Origin of the sequence: Jejudonia soesokkakensis, assembly GCF_042664795.1 — a bacterium.
In the GTDB taxonomy this organism is placed as follows: Bacteria; Bacteroidota; Bacteroidia; order Flavobacteriales; family Flavobacteriaceae; genus Jejudonia; species Jejudonia soesokkakensis.
On record NZ_JBHTBN010000004.1, the window covers coordinates 73031 to 91905 of the forward strand.

Sequence of the window (18875 nt, forward strand, 5' to 3'; positions counted from 1 at the left end):
TTCTAGTAAATTGAGTATGAAGAGACTTTCATTTATTTTGTGAAAAAAACTACATAAATAAACAGCTTAAAGAATAATTATTTAATAAAGTAGGAAATGCTAGTAGCTTTCAGCTAAAGTACCCTTAGCAAACTCTTTGCAATAGCTCTTAATTTCTTCTCTGGCTTTTAAAAAAACAATATGTTTTTCAGCTTCTGTTCCTACTACTTTAGAAGGGTCAAAAAAGTTTTGATGAAGTCTTTTTGCATTGGGGGCCGGAATAAATGGACAGTTTTCGTAGGCATGATCACAAACGGTAAGTATGAAATCCCAATCAATATTTTGATACTCATCGACATGATTTGAGGTGTGGTTTGAGATATCAACACCGTCTTCTTTCATAATAGAAACAGCGCCGGGATTCAGTCCGTGTGTTTCAATACCAGCACTATAAATGTTGGCTTTTCCTTCTGAAAATTTTGCGAGATACCCGTGTGCCATCTGGCTGCGACAACTATTTCCGGTACAAAGAACAAGTATATTTTTCATCTTACTTTAATTAACAGCAACTGCTACCTGGTGTGCAGCACGTTTCCGCTGTCATAGTTTCTTTTTCTGAAGGGATTCCACACACATCTTCTGCTTTACATTGTGTTGCTGTAACTGCTAAATTAAAAATAAGTCTATCGTCTAGTAGTTTGTGCTCATTGACAAATAGTTGTGCCGTGTGAAAATAAGGATTGCCATATTCGAACTTAACTTCGGAATCTGGATCGAAAGGACGAATGCTATTCACTTTTTTAAGAATCCCCAACGCTTTAAAGCTGGTCATATATCCTTTTCCTTCTTCTGAAGGACTTTCCAAAAGCTGAATCACAGTTTCATTCCACGAGCTGCTACGAGCCCCGCAATCAACAGATTCGATCATTGTGTTTTTAACTTCAGTAATATGGTAACCAGGTCTTACAAACTGGTTGGGAGCAAACTGAAACAACAACGTTTTATCTTTGTTTTCTGTTAGTAAAGTTAGAAATTCTTGTGTTTTCATATAGGTATAATTAACAGCACTTGGCTTCGGTAGTTAAAAAAAATTCCTGAAAAAGGTCTTTTAATTCGTTGAGCTTATCGACGTGTATTCTATAATATTGGCTTTTTCCTTCAATCTTGCTTTTTAGCAAACCAGCACGTTTTATCACTTGTAAATGTTGAGATGTAGTGGGTTGCGAAAGCTTTATGTAGGTTGAAATATCTTTGCATAAACAACCATTGCAATCCCCTATATAATTTAAAATAGAAATTCTGGCAGGGTTCGATAAGATCTTAGCGTAGTCTGCCAGCTTGTTTGCTTGTTCTGGATGAATATGTCTTTTAGTAATTCCCACCTAAGTTAATATTTATATATTGCAATATTACGATATTAAACTGAAATAAAAAAGCTTTTAGTATTTTTATAAAAGCTTTTTTCTGTGGTTAGAACCAACCTTTTTTTCCTACCTGATAGGTTTGGTAAAATTCTTCGTCGGTTTTGGTGAGATATATAATGCCTTCTATAAGACCAATAATTCCTCCAATACCACACGTTACTACTGTGATTACTATTTGAAGAATCCCTTCTTGTGTATAGCCAAGTATAAATTTATGTATTCCAAGTGAACCTATCACAATAGCTAAAATTCCTGCTATCAATTTTTTGTTTTCCTCATTATGAGTGGTTTGATTCCAGTTTTCTTTTAGATCATTGGCAGCCTGTTTTGCATTATTGCCAAATTCTTTTGCCTCGTTTTCTAGGCTTCTTTTGGTGCTGTCGTATCCTTCGTTTTTATTTTCTTCCATGGGTAAAAGTTGTTTTAGTTGATTTCAAAAGTATTAAAATTTTTATGAATCTATTCCTTTTCAAAAACTGAATCAATAGGTTCCCAAAGTTCGATCTTGTTCCCGTCGTTATCAAGGATATATCCAAACTTTCCGTAGTCAAACTCCTGTATTTCACCAATAATAGTGACACCCTCTTTTTCAAGGACTTTTAATAGTTCTACCAGATTTTCAACACGATAATTAAACATAAATTCCTTTTTGGAAGGCTCAAAGTACTTCGTGTCTTCTGGAAAAGGACTCCATTGTGTAGAACATTTGTTCCCATTTTCGTCTTTCCACCAAAAGGTACAACCCCAGTCGTCTGTGTTGAAGCCTAAATGATTTTTGTACCATTCTTTAGTTGCTTTTGGATCTTTAGTTTTAAAAAATAATCCGCCAATTCCTGTAACTCTGTTTTTCATGAATTTCTGTGAAGGCAGGAATCTCATCCGCTTTCATTTAATTAGTTTATTGTTATTTTCTCTTTACCGCATTCTCATAGATAGCAATCCATTCATCAACAGTTAATTTTGTACTTAACTCAGCTATCAAATCATAAGGGATATCGTCTATTTTTTTAAAGCGGATGCAACTTTTCCCCATATCCAATTTGTATTTACAGTGTTTTGGATATTCGGCAACAAACCAATCATGTAACTCTTTTTTAGCATAAATTCCGCTATGATATAAAGCCACAAAATTCTTTTGGGATGCAATGTTTATAAAGGGGAGTGGGTCTTTAGGGTTGCAATGATATCCATCTGGATATTTCGAATGGGGTACGTAAAAACCTATCATCTTATACAAGATACCTTCTTCAAAGCCTTTTGGAAGATTTTCTTGAACTGTTTTGCGTAATTTTTCTACAGGAGCTTTGCGATCTTCAGGTAATTGTGAAATATAATCTATAACACTATCGGCTTGATATTGCATATTGGGTTATTTATCAAAATCTAAAAGTAAGAAAGATTTATGGGTTTGGAAATGCTTCTATAATTTTTTCTACAATGGTTTCGGCAAGTTTGATCTTACTTTCATAAGTCCATCCGGCGACATGCGGACTCACAATCACATTTTCAAAAGCGAGTAGTTCTTTTAATTCTGAAGGCATTTTTTCAGAAAATAAATTTTCAAAACTTAATTTTTCATATTCTAAAACATCCAGACCCGCACCCAAAATTTTCTCTGTTTTTAATGCTGTAACCAAGTCTTTTGTCACAACACTTTTACCCCGAGCCGTGTTTAATAACCAAAACGACTTGCTGAACGCATTTATGAAGTCTAATTGGATCATTTTATCTGTGAGAGGTGTCCATGGTGTATGCAAACTTACTACATCCACCATCTCCTGAAACGTTTTTAAAGATACCTGTGTCGCATTGGCGTCTCCAACTTCCTCTTTGATATCATAACATAGTACAGTACAATCAAAACCTTTGAGTTTTTTTGCAAAGGCTTTTCCCATGTTACCATAGCCTATAATTCCAACAATTTTTCCGTCAAGTTCGAGTCCGCGATTGGCCTCCCGATCCCATTGTCCATTTTTTACCTGAGCATTTGCAATTGCTAATTTATTGAATAAGGAAAGTAACATTCCCAAAGTGTGTTCGCCTACTGCATTTCGGTTTCCTTCTGGTGCGGCAAATAATAAGATGCCTTTTTTCTTGGCATAGGTTTCATCAATGCTTTCCAGGCCAGCACCCACACGTGCAATAAATTTAAGGTTTGTTGCCTTCTTCAAAAAAGCTCTATCAATTTTAAAACGGCTTCGGATCACAATCCCATCATAGTTCTCGATTACCTTTTCAATACTTTCTTTTGGAGACGTATAGTCTGAAGTATTTACAAAACCAGCTTTGGCAAGCTGTTCTTGTAGTAAAGGATGATTATTGTCAAGATGAAGGATTTTCATACTTAAATCTTTGGATAGCTGGTTTGTGTCTTTTCGTGTACAACATCACCAGTATGGGCGGTATTTTGCTTTTCGAACAAAAGGACATGCACTTCTTGATCGCCCTGACTTTTTGGACAATGCTCCACTCCTTTAGGGACTACAATGAGCTCTCCTTCTTTAACAATCTCAATAGAATCACGAAAGTGCATTTCCAAAGTCCCTTTTTGCACAAAAAATAATTCGTCTTCCTTTTCGTGCGTATGCCAAACAAATTCACCTTGGATCTTAGCAAGAATTACTTGCATATCATCTACTGTGGCGATTTGATGTGGATGCCACTGTTTCTTAAATTTTGAAAATTTCTCTTCGATATTGATTGGATGCATGGATTGCTTCTTAATTAAAGAAACAAGGTACGAATTTCTTCAGGAATTAAAACTGGTTTTACACTTTCAGCATCTATCAAACACCAAAGTGTTTTTGCTTCAATTAGTAGTTGGTTATCTGTTTTTCTACGAATCGAATAAGAGCGTTCACTCTTTACTCCACTAGTATTCGAAACCCAAGTTTGTACTTCCAGTTTTTCTCCTAAAAATGCAGCTGCTTTATAAGAGATGTTATGATTTAAAACATACCAGATATATTGTTTTCTTATTGCTTCTGAAGTATTTTTCTCCCAATGGGCTTCAGCAGCAGCAAGACACCATTCTAAATAGACAAGATTGTTGACGTGATTTTGAGCATCAATATGTTTTTCTGAAACAGTGATTTCGAGGTTGAAGATTTCGGCTTCCATCTTAAAATCCTAAAACTATTTTGGAGATATAAAAGAAGAGAAAGATTCCGAAGATATCATTACTAGTGGTAATAAACGGTCCAGTGGCAATCGCTGGATCGATACCCCGCTTATCGAGAATGATAGGTACGAATGTTCCAACCAATGCTGCCACGATAATCACCGAAAGCATCGAAACTGCGATGGTGACACTTACCAATTGTTCCTGTCCAACGATAAAGCCAAACAGAATTACCAACAGCCCTAAAGCGGTTCCGTTGATCAAAGCTAGCCCCACCTCTTTCAATAGACGGTTGAACAAGCTTCCTTTTACATTGTCATTTGCCAGACCTTGTACAATGATGGCACTGGATTGTACTCCTACGTTTCCCGCCATAGCCGCAATTAAGGGTGTGAAGAAAAACAGAATTGGGAACTTTTCTAAGGCTTCTTCAAAACCCTGCATAATATACACACTCCCTAAACCTCCAAAAAGCCCTAAAACCAACCAGGGTAATCGGGCACGGGTTAATTGCCAAACACTATCATCTGCCTCTACATCCTGAGAAATACCAGCGGCCATTTGGTAATCTTTATCGGCTTCTTCTTTGATAAAGTCTACAATATCGTCAATCGTGATACGACCAACCAAAATACCATTCTCATCGACTACAGGAATAGCTTCCAGATCATATTTCTGCATAATTCGAGCGACTTCTTCATTGTCTGTGTGAACAGTAACATAGTCCACTTTTGGAATAAAAATATCGCTAATATGGGCACCTTCAGAAGCGGTAAGAAGATCTTTAAGTGAGAGTCTTCCCGTGAGCTGTCCTTGCTTATTAGTTACATAAATAGAGTGTACTCGAGTTACATTTTTTGCCTGTCTGCGCATTTCACGAACACAACCTGCAACAGTCCAGGTTTCCTTTACGCGAACCAGTTCTTTTGCCATCAAGGCTCCAGCCGTATCTTCATCATATTTAAGAAGCTCGACAATATCTGCAGCCAGTGTTTCATCCTCCAGTTGTCCAATTACTTCCTGTTGCCTCTCATCATCGAGTTCTGCGACCACATCGGCAGCATCATCGGTGTCCATTTCCTGAAGCTCATCTGCAATTTCCTGAGGGGAAAGTCTGTCTAAAATTTTCTCACGTACATCATCATCAACTTCCATCAATGCTTCTGAGGTGATCTCGCTTTCTAGTAATTTGATAAGATAGGTGGCTTCGTCGCTATCTAATTCTTCAAGAATTTCAGCAATATCGGCAAAGTGATAGTCATGCAGCAATTCACGTAACGCACTTCCGTCCTGAACGGAAATGAGCTGTTCTATAGTGTTTAGAAAATCAGTCGTTAATTGAAACTGCATCGTTTGCTATCTTTTGAGTGAGCGCTATAAATTGAGAAACAGATAGCTGCTCGGGTCGTTTTCCAAAGATAGTATCTTCTTTTAGTTTATCGGAAAGATTAAAGGATTTTAAACTATTTCTTAACGTTTTTCGACGTTGCTGAAAGGCTGTTTTTACTACTTTGTACAAGAATTTCTCATCGCACGGAAGCGTATAATTTTCTTTTCTAGTTAATCGAAGCACTCCGCTATCTACTTTTGGCGGCGGATTAAATACACCAGGTTTAACCGTGAATAAGTATTCGGCATCATAAAACGCTTGTGTTAGAACTGAAAGAATTCCGTATGCTTTTGAACCTTCTTTTTCGCAGATACGCTGGGCTACTTCTTTTTGAAACATTCCTGTAAATTCTGGAATTTGTTCTTTGTGTTCTAGTGCTTTAAAAACAATTTGTGTAGAGATATTGTAGGGAAAGTTTCCTGTGATGGCAAATTGTTCTGTTCCAAAATAATCTTCAAGATTTTCTTTTAAAAAATCGGCTTCCAGAATTTGTAAGTTTTCTTCAGGATACTGATTTTCAAGATAATAAATCGATTCAGAATCTAAATCCATGGCAACTACTTCAATATCTTTTTTAATAAGATACTTGGTCAAAACACCCATCCCGGGCCCTATTTCCAATACATGTTTGTATCCTTTTAGGGTTAAGGTATTGGCAATTTTTTCAGCAATGGATTCATCATGCAAAAAATGCTGTCCTAAATGTTTTTTTGCACGTACCTGTTTGCCCATTACTGTTCGCAGATTACTTCCAGTTCGGTTCTAAAGGCAACAAATTTTCCCTCAAAAGGTTTGCTTTGAGCACGTAGGGTGGGAGCGTCTTCGGTATAATATTTTTCCAGCGTTGCTTTACTGTCTGTGGTGTATTGTACAGAATAGGTGATACCACCCATTTCTTCTTCAACATGTACCTTTGTCATAAGCGCCTTGCTAAATTTTCCCGTATCAAGCATGGCAGGGATGTGTTTTTCCTTCATCCATTGTAGCCAAGTGTCGTGGATTGTATTTTCAATATTGATGGTAACGTTGTATATGTACATAAATGGGTTTTGCTATTCTATTTCATCGCCTCTAAGTGTCCTAAACCGTTTTCTGGCTTCTACAAAAAAGATAGATGCAGCATAATTAAAAACAATTTGTTCATATAACTCTTTCGCCTTTTCAGGTTGATCAAGCTTTGTTTCATACAATTCTGCCAGCTTAAAATATGCATCGTCTGCTAGGATATCATCTTTGTAAAATTCGATGAGCTTTAGATAATTTGCTTCGGCTTTTTTATATTCATTAATTTTTTCATAAACCTGTCCTTGAAGCAACAATGCTTCGTCTTCAATTGATTCCCCTTTATGAGACAATAGAATTTCATCTAGCACTTCAATAGCTTCTTTGTCTCTATTCTGAAGCGCTAACAGATCGGCTCTTGCATATTTTTTTAAAGCTGTTTGCGTTGAATCTTCCAATGAATTATCCTGGATCATCAAACTCAATTGCATGGCATCATTCGCTATCAATTGAGATGCCGACTTGCGTAATACCTTTAACTGTACTTGAGACCACTCGAAATCTCCTTTATAGTAACTCGTTCTCGCTACTTTAAACCGTGCTTCTTGCGCAAGTCTGTCGTTTTGTACTTTCTTCTGAATTTGAGAATAGTAGATAAGTGCCGTATTAAATTGCTCATCAAAAACTAGAATGTCTGAAAGTTCCATTTTTACACGAGCTTCTTGATAGGGAGAAAGTTGTTCTTCTGCCAAACGCTTCAGATTGGCAATGGCCTGGTCTTTTTTACCTGCTTTAAATGCCAAAAAATGATTGTAGTCTATCTGAAGCAAATACGTAGATCGGTCATAATTATATTCAGCTAGAAGGGCATCAAATCTTTTTTCGATGTCCGGGAAATCAGCTATTGTTGCTGTAGCCAATTCAATTTGCATGAGGTATTGATATCCTTTCAGTTTTCCAATAGGAGATACTGAGTTTTCAATCACAAAATCGACCATCTCACGAGCATTTTCATAATCTTTCTCATCTAAAGCGATAAGCGCAACGTCGATAATTCCGCCCAAATCATCTTCATTAAGACGTTTGTAGATGGCTTTTTCTTGAGTAAAAGCTTTTTTAAATTCTTTTTGCTGAATGAACAACCAACTTAATAACTCATTGTACAAGATGTCTGGATCATTTTGAGACCGTTGTAATAATTGCTTCCGAAGAATGACATTGGCTTCATTTTCTCTGTCTTCAGTTACGTACAAGCTAAAATTTCGTTGCGCGATACTTTTATATGACGGGTTATTCAGAATTAAATCCAAGTACTTGGTAAACATTTTTTCTAGCTTACCTTGTTCTCCATAAATACGTGCTAATTGATTGTTATAATCGCGTTTTGGATCTAGTTCCATTGCTCTTTCGTAAGCCATCGCAGCTTCGTCCAACAAACTATATTTACTAAAAGCGCTGCCAATATTATGACCGTATATAGGGCGTTCTTCAATAAATAATAAGGCATCTTTATAAGAAAGTTGTGCCAAGGAGTCTTTGCCTTGCAGTGCATAATTATAACCTAGTTCAATATACAATTGTGGCGGTACACTTCGGGCAGAAGTTCTTTCTAGTAAAAGTACTTCAGCTTCTGCGAACCTTTCCAGTTGCTGATTGGCTTCTACAACTTTCAGAAAATAATCCAATCGTCCTTTATTTTGACTATATAATTTATCGTATATAGTGAGTGCTTTTTCAAACTCGCCTTTTTCAAAATAATTGTTGGCAAGCAATTCGCTTTGCGCAAACGTGCCCATCGAAACCAAGAGAAACAAAAAAACTAAAATGTTACGCATAGGGTAAAGATACAAATTCTGTAATCGGTTATCAGTTAACAGTTGTCAGTTATCAGTTGTCAGTTGTCAGTGAATAATACTTACTATAACATTTGGAGGGTTGCAATAATTGTGCTAGAATTAAATTTTACCATCAGCCAACCTAACTAATCGATCATATCAAATCCGCAATAGGGTACTAAAACGTCAGGGATTTTAATTCCTTGTGGAGTTTGACAATTTTCCAAAATACCTGCCAGTACTCTTGGTAATGCCAAAGCGCTCCCATTAAGGGTATGTGCTAATTGATTTTTACCGTTGGTATCTTTAAAACGCAGTTTTAGTCTGTTTGCCTGAAACGTTTCAAAATTAGAAACCGAAGAAATTTCCAGCCATCTGTCCTGAGCGGTAGAAAACACTTCAAAATCGTAGGTGAGGGCAGACGTGAATCCGAGGTCACCACCACATAAGCGAAGAATTCTATACGGTAGTTTAAGCTCTCTTAAAATATTTTGCACATGCTCGACCATGCCGTCTAAGGCTTTATAGCTATTGTCAGGGTGTTCGATTCGTACAATCTCCACTTTATCAAATTGGTGCAAACGGTTCAATCCGCGTACGTGAGCCCCATAACTTCCGGCCTCTCTTCTAAAACATGGTGTATATCCTGTACAGGTAATAGGTAATTCATTATGCATCAACAAATCCCCACGAAACATATTGGTTACAGGAACCTCTGCAGTTGGGATGAGGTATAGGTCATCCACACCTACGTGATACATTTGCCCTTCTTTATCTGGCAACTGACCCGTTCCAAAACCAGACATTTCATTGACCAAATGTGGTACCTGATATTCGGTATAGCCTGCAGCGGTGTTTTTATCCAGAAAATAGCTTATCAAAGCGCGTTGTAATCGTGCTCCTTTTCCTTTGTATACAGGGAAACCTGCCCCCGTAATTTTTACTCCAAGTTCGAAGTCGATTAAATCATATTTTTTGGCAAGCTCCCAATGTGGCAGGGCTTCTTTATCTAAAGTTGGAATGTCTCCCTCTCTAAAAGTTTCTTCATTATCGTTCTCATCAGTTCCAGCAGGAACCAGTTCATTTGGGATGTTGGGAATGGTGTACAGTAATTGTTGTAGGGTGGCTTCGGTAGTGTTTAATTTTTCTTGAAGCTCTTTTGACGTTTCCTTTAAAACTGTTGTTTTTTCTTTTAATTCGTTTGCTTCGGCGGCCTTTCCGCTTTGGTATAACTTTCCTATTTCTTTAGAATACGTATTCGATTGCGCTAAAGTTTCATCTAACCTAGCTTGTGTGCTACGTCTTTCTTCATCTACTTTAATAACATCTTCGAGCATTTGGGTAGCATCAATTCCTCTTTTTGCAAGGGCTTTGATGTACTGCTCTTTGTTTTCGCTAATCTCGTGTACCTGTAACATGCTACTGAATTTAAGAGTGCAAATTTAAAGAAAAGCGATCTGAAATCGGTTACCGTTCCTGTCTAATTAGAGGAGAACGATGTAAATTTCTTTCGTTTTCACCGTAGTGGTATTTTTCTGGTGAGGGTAAAATCCATTCGTGATGCTTATACCAATACCATTTTTCGGCAGCAAGATCTACCTCACTATCTATTAGCTTACTGTAAATTCCTCCATTAATTTTTACCCTGGCATCCATAAAAACTGAAACATCTCGCCCTTCTTTGGCTTCTTTTTCTTTAATGCGTTGGGCGAGTTGCCAAAGCATATCGGGTTTTGATTTTACAGAGCGTTGTTGTTTTTTTGAAAGTAATGCCTTGTAATCGTAACGAATACGTTCTCCACCATTTTTATCCTGTACATACACACTTAGGTTTGAACTGCGTGAACGAAGCATCATCCGCCAACTTAAGCGATGTCCTTCTTCTGTCCAAAGCACATCATCTTTAAAGGTCCAGTGACGTAGTGGCAATAAAACTTGAATTACAAAATAGATTGACAGGACTGCGATTAACGGTTTTTTATAGGTAGGAACGATAATCTCTCCTGCTGTGTACACTGTTTTCTTTGGAAGAAATCGTTTCCGAAGTACTTCTGGAGAAAAGAAAAATAATGCGAATGCTATCGACATATAAGGAAAGATGCCAATCTGAAAGACAAAACTATTGAATAAGTGAAAAAATATCGAGATGCAAAACCCAATTAATCGAGTTCTTCGCCATAACAATAGTGGGACAATAAGTAAGTCAAATAGAATACCAACATACGCTATGCACCAATGTACCCAGTCCAGCTGAAGAAATGATCCAATAAGCCAATAGTCACGCTTGCCTCTCATAAAAAGTTCTGCCACGGTCGTGTCCAGCCAATCCGGATACATCTTTGCAACTGAAGCATAGGTGTAAACAATCCATACTTGTAAAATAAGAATGAGCAATACCCAGCGGGGCATGGAAGGCGATTTTAAGGCACTATTTTTCCAACTATCAATTGAAAACCATCTGTGTGCTGGTAAAAAAACCATGATCCAGCATAACAGCATCATTAGATAGTAATGATTGTTATAGGAAGTTTTTTGCATAAGGTAGACACAGCTCCACATAAGCGCATAGCAAAACATACTAAACCTGTACTTATAGCCTATCATCACCAGCACTCCAAAAGTTCCCATGAGGATAAAATAGTAGTACATACCATCTCCAGGCAAGGGTTGTAAAAATTCAAACCCTATAAAATTGAATGTGAATTCTGGTTCTACCAACGTCCTGCGTACCCAACCTGTCGCAACTGCACCATAGCCTTCTATAGCAATAAGCAAACCAAAGGCAACCCGAAATAATACGAGGCCAGTGTTATCTATATGTTTAAATAGAAATTTATTCACCTTCTTTTATAAATTTACGAGCAATTTTTTCATCATTCTGTATCGCCGCAATGAGTTCTTTTTCTGCGGAAACACCTTCAAACTTCACTTCGTCGCGTATAAACTGAAGAAACGAAATCTGGAGTTCTTTTTCATACAAGTCTCCTTCATAATCTAGAAAAAATGTTTCAATAGTTTTTTCTTTTCCTCCTACAGTAGGGTTTGTGCCTATACTTGTAATTCCGAAGACATCTTTGTTATCAAGAATAGCCGAAACAATATACACACCATTTTTAGGGATTAACTTATAGGATTCGTCTACTTTTAAATTGGCAGTAGGAAATCCCCAGGTTCTTCCTTTAGCTTTTCCTTTTACCACAGATCCTGTAAGCATAAATGGATACCCTAGATAACTGTTAGCTGTTGTAATATCACCCTCCTGTAATGCGTTTCTAATTTTTGTTGAACTTACGGCAACTTCATCTAACTCCTGTGCACTGATCTCTTCTACCGAAAAACCATAGGTCTCACCAAATTCTTTTAAGTCGGCAATATTGGCTGTGCGATTTCGCCCAAAACGATGGTCATAGCCAATAATGATTTTTTTTGCTTTCAGCTTATTGACAAGAATATCCCGAACATACTCAACTGCTGTAAAACGGGAAAACGCCTGTGTAAATGGATGGATGACCAGGTGATCCAGACCGAGATTGGCAAGCAGTTCTTTTTTTTCGTCGATGGTATTGATCATTTTAAGGGATCTATCGCTTTGTAAAACCATTCTTGGATGTGGAAAGAAGGTAAGCACGACCGAATCTAAATTTTCTTTTTCTGCGGAAGTTGTGACCCGTTTTATAATAGCTTGATGACCAATATGAACTCCATCAAAAGTTCCTATAGTCACAACACTGGCACGTTCATTTTTAAAAGCCGAAGCTCCTTTGTGTTCCTTCATATTATTTGCCATTATAGGAATTCATCGTGATAGTAATTCCAGCCAAACCAAACGATTCAATAATTTCCTGTCCCATTGGAAGCCGCTCTTTTAAAGCTGTTTCTTCTTCGGGAGTCCACTCGCCAAGTACGTAATCAACTTGTCTTCCTTTGCTAAATGCATCACTAATACCAAACCGGAAACGGTTGTAGGTTGTAGTTTGCAAGGTGTTCTGAATATCTTTTAGCCCATTATGGCCGCCGTCACTTCCTTTCGTTTTAACTCGTAATGTTCCAAAAGGTAAATTTAGATCGTCTGTAATGACCAATAGATTTTCTAAAGGAATATTTTCTTTCTCTAGCCAATATTTTACCGCCTTGCCGCTTAAGTTCATATAGGTACTAGGTTTTAGTAATATAAAAGTACGCCCTTTCTTTTTATGTGTGGTACTATCGCCCAGCTTTACAGTTTCCCAGCTGAGTGCTTCTGCAGTGGCGAGTTGATCTAATATTTTAAAGCCAATATTATGGCGTGTGTTTTCATACTTAGGACCTATGTTTCCGAGGCCTACAATTAGAAATTTTTTCATATCTATTTCCCGTGTTAACGGGAATCTTTTTTCTGCTTCCTTTGTTTTTATGGAAGAAGGATTTTTGTCAGGTTTAAATAGTTTCCGAAGAAATTGAAGCATATAGTTCAGATCTTCTGTAAAAATAAAAAAAGCATCCCGAATAAACAGGATGCTTTTAAATATAGTAGTGTGTTGAAAATTATTCTTTTACTGCAGCTACATCGTCGGTTTCAGTTGCAGGAACATCTCCAGCTTCTGCACCTTCTTCTCCTTCAACACCATCTTCATCTTCATCTTCATCAACTTCGTCCACAATAGCGGTACGAGAAGTTCTCACTTGAAGGATGGTTCTGCTCTCTTCGTGCATGATCTTATAGTCATCGTGCATTACGTCACGAACTACTTTAATATCTCCAATTCTCATTTCGGTAATATCGATTTCGATAAAATCGGGAAGGTTATCTGGAATTGCTTTTACACGTAACTTACGGTTTACAAAACGAAGCACACCTCCATTTTTAACCCCTTTTGAGTTACCAGTAATTCGAACTGGAATTTCCATCATCACTTCTTTATCGTCAAATATCTGATAAAAATCTACGTGAAGAATTCTGTCTGTTACTGGGTGAAATTGTATGTCTTGTAAAATGGCACGTACTTTTTTACCACCTTCTATTTCAACCACAACTGTATGCACGTCTGGAGTGTATACGAGTTTGTTGAATGCTAGTTCATCTGCTGAAAAATGAATAGGTTCGTCTCCTCCGTATACTACGCAAGGTACCTTTCCAGCATTACGTAAGGCCTTTGTTGCTTTTTTGCCCACGCTTTCTCTTTGAGATCCGTTAATTGTAATTGATTTCATGTGTTTGCCCGTGATTACGGGGATCTTTTTAAATTAAACTTAAGTTCCTCTTTTTGAGGGCTGCAAATGTAGGGTTTTTTCTGAAAAAAAAGAATAAAGAAGAAAGATAAATTAGCAAGGCATTTTTAAATAGCTAACCAATATTTTGGGCGTTACCCAGATACTCACTTAAATCGATCTGGGTCAGGCTTTCGGCGGTACACGATACCTTGCCTCAATCCTTAACGCAGGAAACGTAACGTTGCTCAGGTTTATTAATAAAATATTATTTTACTATCAACTTTATATTACATCAAAAATTTTGAACTAATACTTTGGTTTCCATGAACGCTTTGCATCACGTCTGCAAAGAGATTGGCACAGGTTAATACTCGTAGCTTCGGACTTTCCTGTTTTAACGGAATTGAATCTGTAACAATTAACTCTTCCAGTTTTGATTTTTCTAAACGTTCGTATGCACTTCCTGAAAGTATAGGGTGTGTACAAATGGCGCGTACACTTAAGGCGCCACGTTCCATCATTAGATCAGCCGCTTTGGTTAATGTTCCTGCAGTATCTACCATATCGTCGACCAAGACGACATTTTTGCCTTTCACATCACCAATCAATTCCATGTGCGAAATGATATTTGCTTTTTCGCGCTGTTTGTAACAGATCACCACATCACTTTCCAAAGCTTTAGAGTATGCATACGCTCTTTTACTACCGCCCATATCTGGAGAAGCAATAGTAAGATTAGGAAGGTTAAGTTTCTTTAAGTAAGGTAAAAAGATGGTAGAAGCAAAAAGGTGATCTACAGGTTTTTCAAAGAACCCTTGAATCTGATCTGCGTGCAAGTCCATGGTGATGATGCGGGTAGCGCCAGCAGTTTCTAACATTTTAGCAACTAACTTTGCAGCAATAGGCACTCTGGGTTTGTCTTTGCGGTCTTGCCGTGCCCATCCAAAATATGGCATCACAGCAGTTATATGGCGTGCACTGGCTCGCTTGGCTGCATCTAGCATGAGCAATAATTCCATTAAATGATCACTGCTGGGATGTGTAGAGCCAATAATAAACACACGGCACCCACGTACCGATTCTTCAAAGGAAGGTTGAAACTCTCCGTCGCTGTAGGTTGAGGTGATGATATTTCCTAGGGGGAGTCCGTAAGCTTCGGCAATATCTTTTGCAAGAGATTGCGATTGTTTACAGGCAAATATTTTGGGAGTGGGTTCAAGTGGCATGCTGGTATGTTTTTAAAGGTGAAACAAAAATAAAGGAATAGAAAGCCGAAGAAAAAAAATGATATTACGATTTACTAACAATCTAATAGGAATTCATTATTTTTGTGCCCTACTTTTGCTCAAGTGGCGGAATTGGTAGACGCGCTGGATTCAAAATCCAGTTCCTTTGGAGTGCGGGTTCGATTCCCGCCTTGAGTACAACAAGTCAGTAAAGCGAGTTTCAAAAATTGAGGCTCGCTTTTTTTGTGCCCTAACAAAAGTTTATTTTTTAATCGACTTTACATACAATCGTTCTACTTTTTCACGTGCCCAAGGAGTTTTCCGAAGAAATTTTAAACTCGATTTTACAGATGGATCGTGTGTAAAACAGCGAATGTTTATTTTCTCTCCTAAGGTTTCCCAGCCATAGGTTGCTTCCAAATAGAGAACCATATCTGCTAATTTTATTCCGTGAAGGGGATTGTTGGGTTGTGACATTAAAATATCATTGAATGTACAACAAAGGTATTGAAAGGTGAATAAACTATGTGATTTTCAGAAATGAATATTATTTTAATAAAATAAGGCAGTTGACGTATGGTTTTGTAGGGATTTATAGTCCATATTTATAAAAGCATCTATTTTAATTAACAAGTCTTAGATAACCACATATGAAGACGACTACAAGGAAGATGACCCTCAAAGAACGCAAACAACTTCAACGTTCTAGGTGGCTACTACTTCCCATCTATATATTAGTGCTTGTTTTTTTGGCAATTGCGTATTATTTTGAATCACTTCCAGTTTATGCAAGAGTAGCAGCTTCAGCTATTCCCATTATTGCCGCTATTATTTTTACTTCCGTTATGTTCAAGACGAACGAAGACATTCAGCTTAATGAAGTTACTGTTATTTCAGGAATACTTAGCAGCAAGCAAAAATTTGGAAGTCACATGCCCATGGCAAGTAAAAGAAGTAGCAGTCAACCTTCCTATTATATTGTTATTTCTGGAACTAAATTTAAAGTTACCTCTAGGATGTATGCTTCCGTTTCTGAAGGAGATAAAGTAGCATTGACTATCGCGCCACGTTCAAATTATATTCTTGGAATAAAGATTCTTTAGGTGTATCAGTTTCCGAAGCAAAAAAAAGGAAGCCCTAGAGCTTCCTTTTAATCTATTAAAATCTAATCCAAAATTAAGATCCACACATTAAACAATCGTCATCCGGCCCTCCATTTTGAGATTTGTTCATCATTTCTCTAAACTCTGCGGGAGTCATAGGTGTGGTGTCTACACTATCTGCCGCTTCAGCTTTATTTACCACAACTTCTTTAGGCGCAGGAGCTATGGCTGTTGTTGCTGCTTCTACTGTAACAGGCGCTTCTTTCTTTACATCATTTTTCAATGTAAATTTAATAGCATCTACTGCACTCTTAGTTCTTAAATAGTACATTCCTGTTTTTAAGCCACTTTTCCAAGCATAGAAGTGCATAGAAGTAAGTTTTGCGTAGTTTGCATTTTCCATAAAAAGGTTAAGCGATTGTGACTGATCAATAAAATAGCCTCTGTGGCGTGACATGTCGATAATGTCTTTCATGCTTAGTTCCCAAACTGTTTTATAAAGCTCTTTTAATTCCTGCGGAATGTTTACATTTTGAACCGAACCATTATCACGCATGATCTGTTCTTTAAGATCTTCGTTCCACAATCCTAAACTTACAAGATCTTCCAATAAGTGCTTATTTACAACAATAAACTCTCCTGAAAGTACTCTACGTGTGTAGATATTTGAGGTATACGGCTCGAATGCTTCATTGTTCCCTAAGATTTGAGAGGTAGAGGCAGTAGGCATAGGCGCAACTAATAGTGAGTTACGAACTCCATGCTTTAAAACCTTTTCACGAAGTTTACCCCAGTCCCAACGACCACTTAATTCTTCGTCTTCTATGCCCCAAAGGTTGTGTTGAAATTTACCTTCAGAGATAGGAGATCCTTCATACGTTTGGTAAGGTCCATCAACTTTAGCTTCTTCCATAGAGGCAGTAACCGCTGCGAAATATAGAGTTTCGAAAATCTCCTGATTTACTTTCTTAGCTTCATCACTTGTAAAAGGCAAGCGCATCATGATAAAGGCATCTGCCAGCCCTTGAATTCCGAGGCCCACCGGGCGGTGACGGAAATTAGAGTTTTCGGCTTCCTTCACAGGGTAGTAATTTCGGTCGATGACTCTGTTTAGGTTTTTAGTCACTCTTTTGGTCACCCTAAATAGTTCTTTATGGTCAAATTCGCCATTCTTTATAAACATAGGCAGCGCAATAGAGGCAAGGTTACATACAGCTACTTCGTCTGGAGACGTATACTCCATAATTTCTGTACATAAGTTGGAAGAACGAATGGTTCCTAAGTTCTTCTGATTGCTCTTACGGTTTGCAGCATCTTTGTAAAGCATATATGGTGTTCCCGTTTCAATTTGAGACTCCATAATTTTTTCCCATAATTCACGTGCTTTAATCGTTTTACGGCCTTTATTTTCTGCTTCATACTTGTGGTATAGAGCATCAAACTCATCTCCATGACAATCAAAAAGTCCAGGACATTCATTAGGACACATCAGCGTCCATTCGCCATCTTCCTGTACACGTTTCATAAACAAATCTGGAATCCACATAGCATAAAAAAGGTCACGGGCTCTCATTTCTTCTTTTCCGTGGTTCTTTTTTAAGTCTAAGAAATCAAAAATATCTGCATGCCATGGTTCTACATACATTGCAAAAGATCCTTTTCTTTTTCCGCCACCTTGATCTACATAGCGGGCTGTATCGTTAAATACACGTAACATAGGAACAATCCCATTTGAGGTGCCATTAGTTCCTGAAATGTACGATCCAGTCGCACGAATGTTATGGATAGAAAGTCCAATTCCTCCAGCCGATTGTGAGATCTTGGCAGTTTGTTTGAGCGTGTCATAGATTCCATCAATGCTGTCGTCTTTCATAGTTAATAAAAAGCAAGAAGACATTTGTGGCTTAGGTGTTCCACTATTAAATAAAGTAGGAGTAGCGTGCGTAAAGAATTTCTTAGACATTAGCTCGTAGGTTTCTTTAACGGCAGCAAGATCGTCTAAATGGATTCCTACAGAAACCCGCATCAACATATGTTGTGGACGCTCTACAATATTTCCATTTAATTTTAATAAGTAAGAACGTTCTAACGTTTTAAACCCGAAATAGTCATACCCAAAATCACGATTGTAGATAATAGTAGAATCTAGATCATCTGCATTATCCATTATAACTTTATAAACCTCATCACTTAATAAAGGAGCCTTTTTTCCTGTACGCGGATTCACATAGGTGTACAGATCTTCCATTACCTCACTAAATGTCTTCTTTGTATTTTTATGAAGATTTGAAACCGAAATACGCGCTGCAAGTCTTGCGTAATCAGGGTGTGAGGTCGTCATAGTAGCGGCAACTTCGGCAGCGAGATTGTCCAATTCACTTGTAGTAACTCCATCGTATAGCCCTTCGATTACACGCATTGAAATTTTAACTGGGTCTACTAATTCATTAAGACCATAGCAGAGTTTTCTAACTCGTGCTGTAATCTTGTCGAACATAATGGGTTCTTTGCGGCCGTCTCGTTTTACTACATTCATTTTTGAAGGGTTTTGTAATTATGGTTTAATTTTTCGGATAAAAAGTCCTGTGCATATGTATTAATATGC

The 18875-nt window shown here is 37.6% G+C and carries 22 protein-coding genes and 1 tRNA gene; 2 read left to right on the top strand and 21 right to left on the bottom strand.

Going from position 1 to position 18875, the window contains the following annotated elements; all coding sequences use genetic code 11:
* Nucleotides 1-99: 99 nt before the first annotated feature.
* The 19 genes from ACFQO1_RS08850 to ACFQO1_RS08940 form a co-directional block, all read right to left on the bottom strand.
* A complete protein-coding gene (locus ACFQO1_RS08850) occupies nucleotides 100-528 on the bottom strand; it encodes an arsenate reductase ArsC (protein ID WP_380217654.1) in 429 nt (142 codons plus the stop codon).
* 10 nt (nucleotides 529-538) lie between these two features.
* The gene (locus tag ACFQO1_RS08855; protein WP_380217655.1) at nucleotides 539-1027 is read right to left on the bottom strand and encodes a DUF6428 family protein; all 489 of its coding nucleotides are present in this window, start codon (nucleotides 1025-1027) and stop codon (nucleotides 539-541) included.
* 10 nt (nucleotides 1028-1037) lie between these two features.
* Nucleotides 1038-1361 carry an ArsR/SmtB family transcription factor gene (locus ACFQO1_RS08860; RefSeq protein ID WP_380217656.1) on the bottom strand — a complete coding sequence of 108 codons (324 nt, stop codon included), beginning with the start codon at nucleotides 1359-1361 and terminating at the stop codon, nucleotides 1038-1040.
* A gap of 88 nt (nucleotides 1362-1449) precedes the next feature.
* Entirely contained in the window at nucleotides 1450-1812 is a 363-nt protein-coding gene (locus ACFQO1_RS08865; protein ID WP_380217657.1) for a TM2 domain-containing protein, read from the bottom strand.
* Nucleotides 1813-1862: 50 nt separating this feature from the next.
* A complete protein-coding gene (locus ACFQO1_RS08870) occupies nucleotides 1863-2255 on the bottom strand; it encodes a VOC family protein (RefSeq protein WP_380217658.1) in 393 nt (130 codons plus the stop codon).
* A gap of 52 nt (nucleotides 2256-2307) precedes the next feature.
* On the bottom strand, nucleotides 2308-2766 hold the full coding sequence (locus ACFQO1_RS08875) for a DUF1801 domain-containing protein (RefSeq protein ID WP_380217659.1): 459 nt from the start codon (nucleotides 2764-2766) through the stop codon (nucleotides 2308-2310).
* Nucleotides 2767-2803: 37 nt separating this feature from the next.
* Complete coding sequence (locus ACFQO1_RS08880) at nucleotides 2804-3745, bottom strand: 2-hydroxyacid dehydrogenase (RefSeq protein WP_380217660.1); 942 nt, start codon at nucleotides 3743-3745, stop codon at nucleotides 2804-2806.
* A gap of 2 nt (nucleotides 3746-3747) precedes the next feature.
* On the bottom strand, nucleotides 3748-4113 hold the full coding sequence (locus ACFQO1_RS08885) for a cupin domain-containing protein (protein WP_380217661.1): 366 nt from the start codon (nucleotides 4111-4113) through the stop codon (nucleotides 3748-3750).
* A 14-nt stretch (nucleotides 4114-4127) separates the two neighbouring features.
* Nucleotides 4128-4523: an acyl-CoA thioesterase gene (locus ACFQO1_RS08890; RefSeq protein WP_380217662.1), complete on the bottom strand. Its 396-nt coding sequence runs from the start codon at nucleotides 4521-4523 to the stop codon at nucleotides 4128-4130.
* Nucleotide 4524: 1 nt separating this feature from the next.
* Entirely contained in the window at nucleotides 4525-5874 is a 1350-nt protein-coding gene (gene mgtE, locus ACFQO1_RS08895; protein ID WP_380217664.1) for a magnesium transporter, read from the bottom strand.
* Entirely contained in the window at nucleotides 5852-6646 is a 795-nt protein-coding gene (rsmA, locus tag ACFQO1_RS08900; protein ID WP_380217665.1) for a 16S rRNA (adenine(1518)-N(6)/adenine(1519)-N(6))-dimethyltransferase RsmA, read from the bottom strand. The genes mgtE and rsmA overlap by 23 nt, the downstream gene beginning before the upstream one ends.
* Entirely contained in the window at nucleotides 6646-6954 is a 309-nt protein-coding gene (locus ACFQO1_RS08905) for a DUF4286 family protein (RefSeq protein ID WP_380217667.1), read from the bottom strand. The genes rsmA and ACFQO1_RS08905 overlap by 1 nt, the downstream gene beginning before the upstream one ends.
* Before the next feature lie 12 nt (nucleotides 6955-6966).
* Nucleotides 6967-8751, bottom strand: coding sequence for a tetratricopeptide repeat protein (locus ACFQO1_RS08910; RefSeq protein WP_380217668.1), 1785 nt, complete (start codon nucleotides 8749-8751; stop codon nucleotides 6967-6969).
* A 146-nt stretch (nucleotides 8752-8897) separates the two neighbouring features.
* Nucleotides 8898-10169 carry a serine--tRNA ligase gene (gene serS / locus ACFQO1_RS08915; protein ID WP_380217669.1) on the bottom strand — a complete coding sequence of 424 codons (1272 nt, stop codon included), beginning with the start codon at nucleotides 10167-10169 and terminating at the stop codon, nucleotides 8898-8900.
* Nucleotides 10170-10218: 49 nt separating this feature from the next.
* Nucleotides 10219-11592 (bottom strand): HTTM domain-containing protein, encoded by a 1374-nt coding sequence (locus tag ACFQO1_RS08920; RefSeq protein ID WP_380217670.1) that lies wholly within the window; start codon nucleotides 11590-11592, stop codon nucleotides 10219-10221.
* Complete coding sequence (locus ACFQO1_RS08925) at nucleotides 11585-12526, bottom strand: bifunctional riboflavin kinase/FAD synthetase (RefSeq protein WP_380217671.1); 942 nt, start codon at nucleotides 12524-12526, stop codon at nucleotides 11585-11587. Before ACFQO1_RS08925 ends, ACFQO1_RS08920 begins: the two co-directional genes overlap by 8 nt.
* Nucleotide 12527: 1 nt before the next feature.
* On the bottom strand, nucleotides 12528-13196 hold the full coding sequence (pth, locus tag ACFQO1_RS08930; protein ID WP_380217672.1) for an aminoacyl-tRNA hydrolase: 669 nt from the start codon (nucleotides 13194-13196) through the stop codon (nucleotides 12528-12530).
* Nucleotides 13197-13275: 79 nt separating this feature from the next.
* Entirely contained in the window at nucleotides 13276-13941 is a 666-nt protein-coding gene (locus tag ACFQO1_RS08935) for a 50S ribosomal protein L25/general stress protein Ctc (RefSeq protein ID WP_380217673.1), read from the bottom strand.
* A gap of 287 nt (nucleotides 13942-14228) precedes the next feature.
* Nucleotides 14229-15167: a ribose-phosphate pyrophosphokinase gene (locus ACFQO1_RS08940; RefSeq protein ID WP_380217674.1), complete on the bottom strand. Its 939-nt coding sequence runs from the start codon at nucleotides 15165-15167 to the stop codon at nucleotides 14229-14231.
* 117 nt (nucleotides 15168-15284) lie between these two features.
* Here ACFQO1_RS08940 and ACFQO1_RS08945 point away from each other — a divergent pair.
* Nucleotides 15285-15365, top strand: a tRNA-Leu gene (locus tag ACFQO1_RS08945).
* A 63-nt stretch (nucleotides 15366-15428) separates the two neighbouring features.
* Here ACFQO1_RS08945 and ACFQO1_RS08950 read toward each other — a convergent pair.
* The gene (locus tag ACFQO1_RS08950; protein ID WP_380217675.1) at nucleotides 15429-15644 is read right to left on the bottom strand and encodes a VF530 family protein; all 216 of its coding nucleotides are present in this window, start codon (nucleotides 15642-15644) and stop codon (nucleotides 15429-15431) included.
* 173 nt (nucleotides 15645-15817) lie between these two features.
* On the opposite strand from ACFQO1_RS08950, the gene ACFQO1_RS08955 reads away from it, so the two are divergent.
* Nucleotides 15818-16270, top strand: coding sequence for a hypothetical protein (locus ACFQO1_RS08955; protein ID WP_380217677.1), 453 nt, complete (start codon nucleotides 15818-15820; stop codon nucleotides 16268-16270).
* Between the two features lie 73 nt (nucleotides 16271-16343).
* Here the strand turns inward: ACFQO1_RS08955 and ACFQO1_RS08960 are convergent, their stop codons facing one another.
* On the bottom strand, nucleotides 16344-18806 hold the full coding sequence (locus ACFQO1_RS08960) for a ribonucleoside-diphosphate reductase subunit alpha (protein WP_380217678.1): 2463 nt from the start codon (nucleotides 18804-18806) through the stop codon (nucleotides 16344-16346).
* Between the last annotated feature and the right edge of the window lie 69 nt (nucleotides 18807-18875).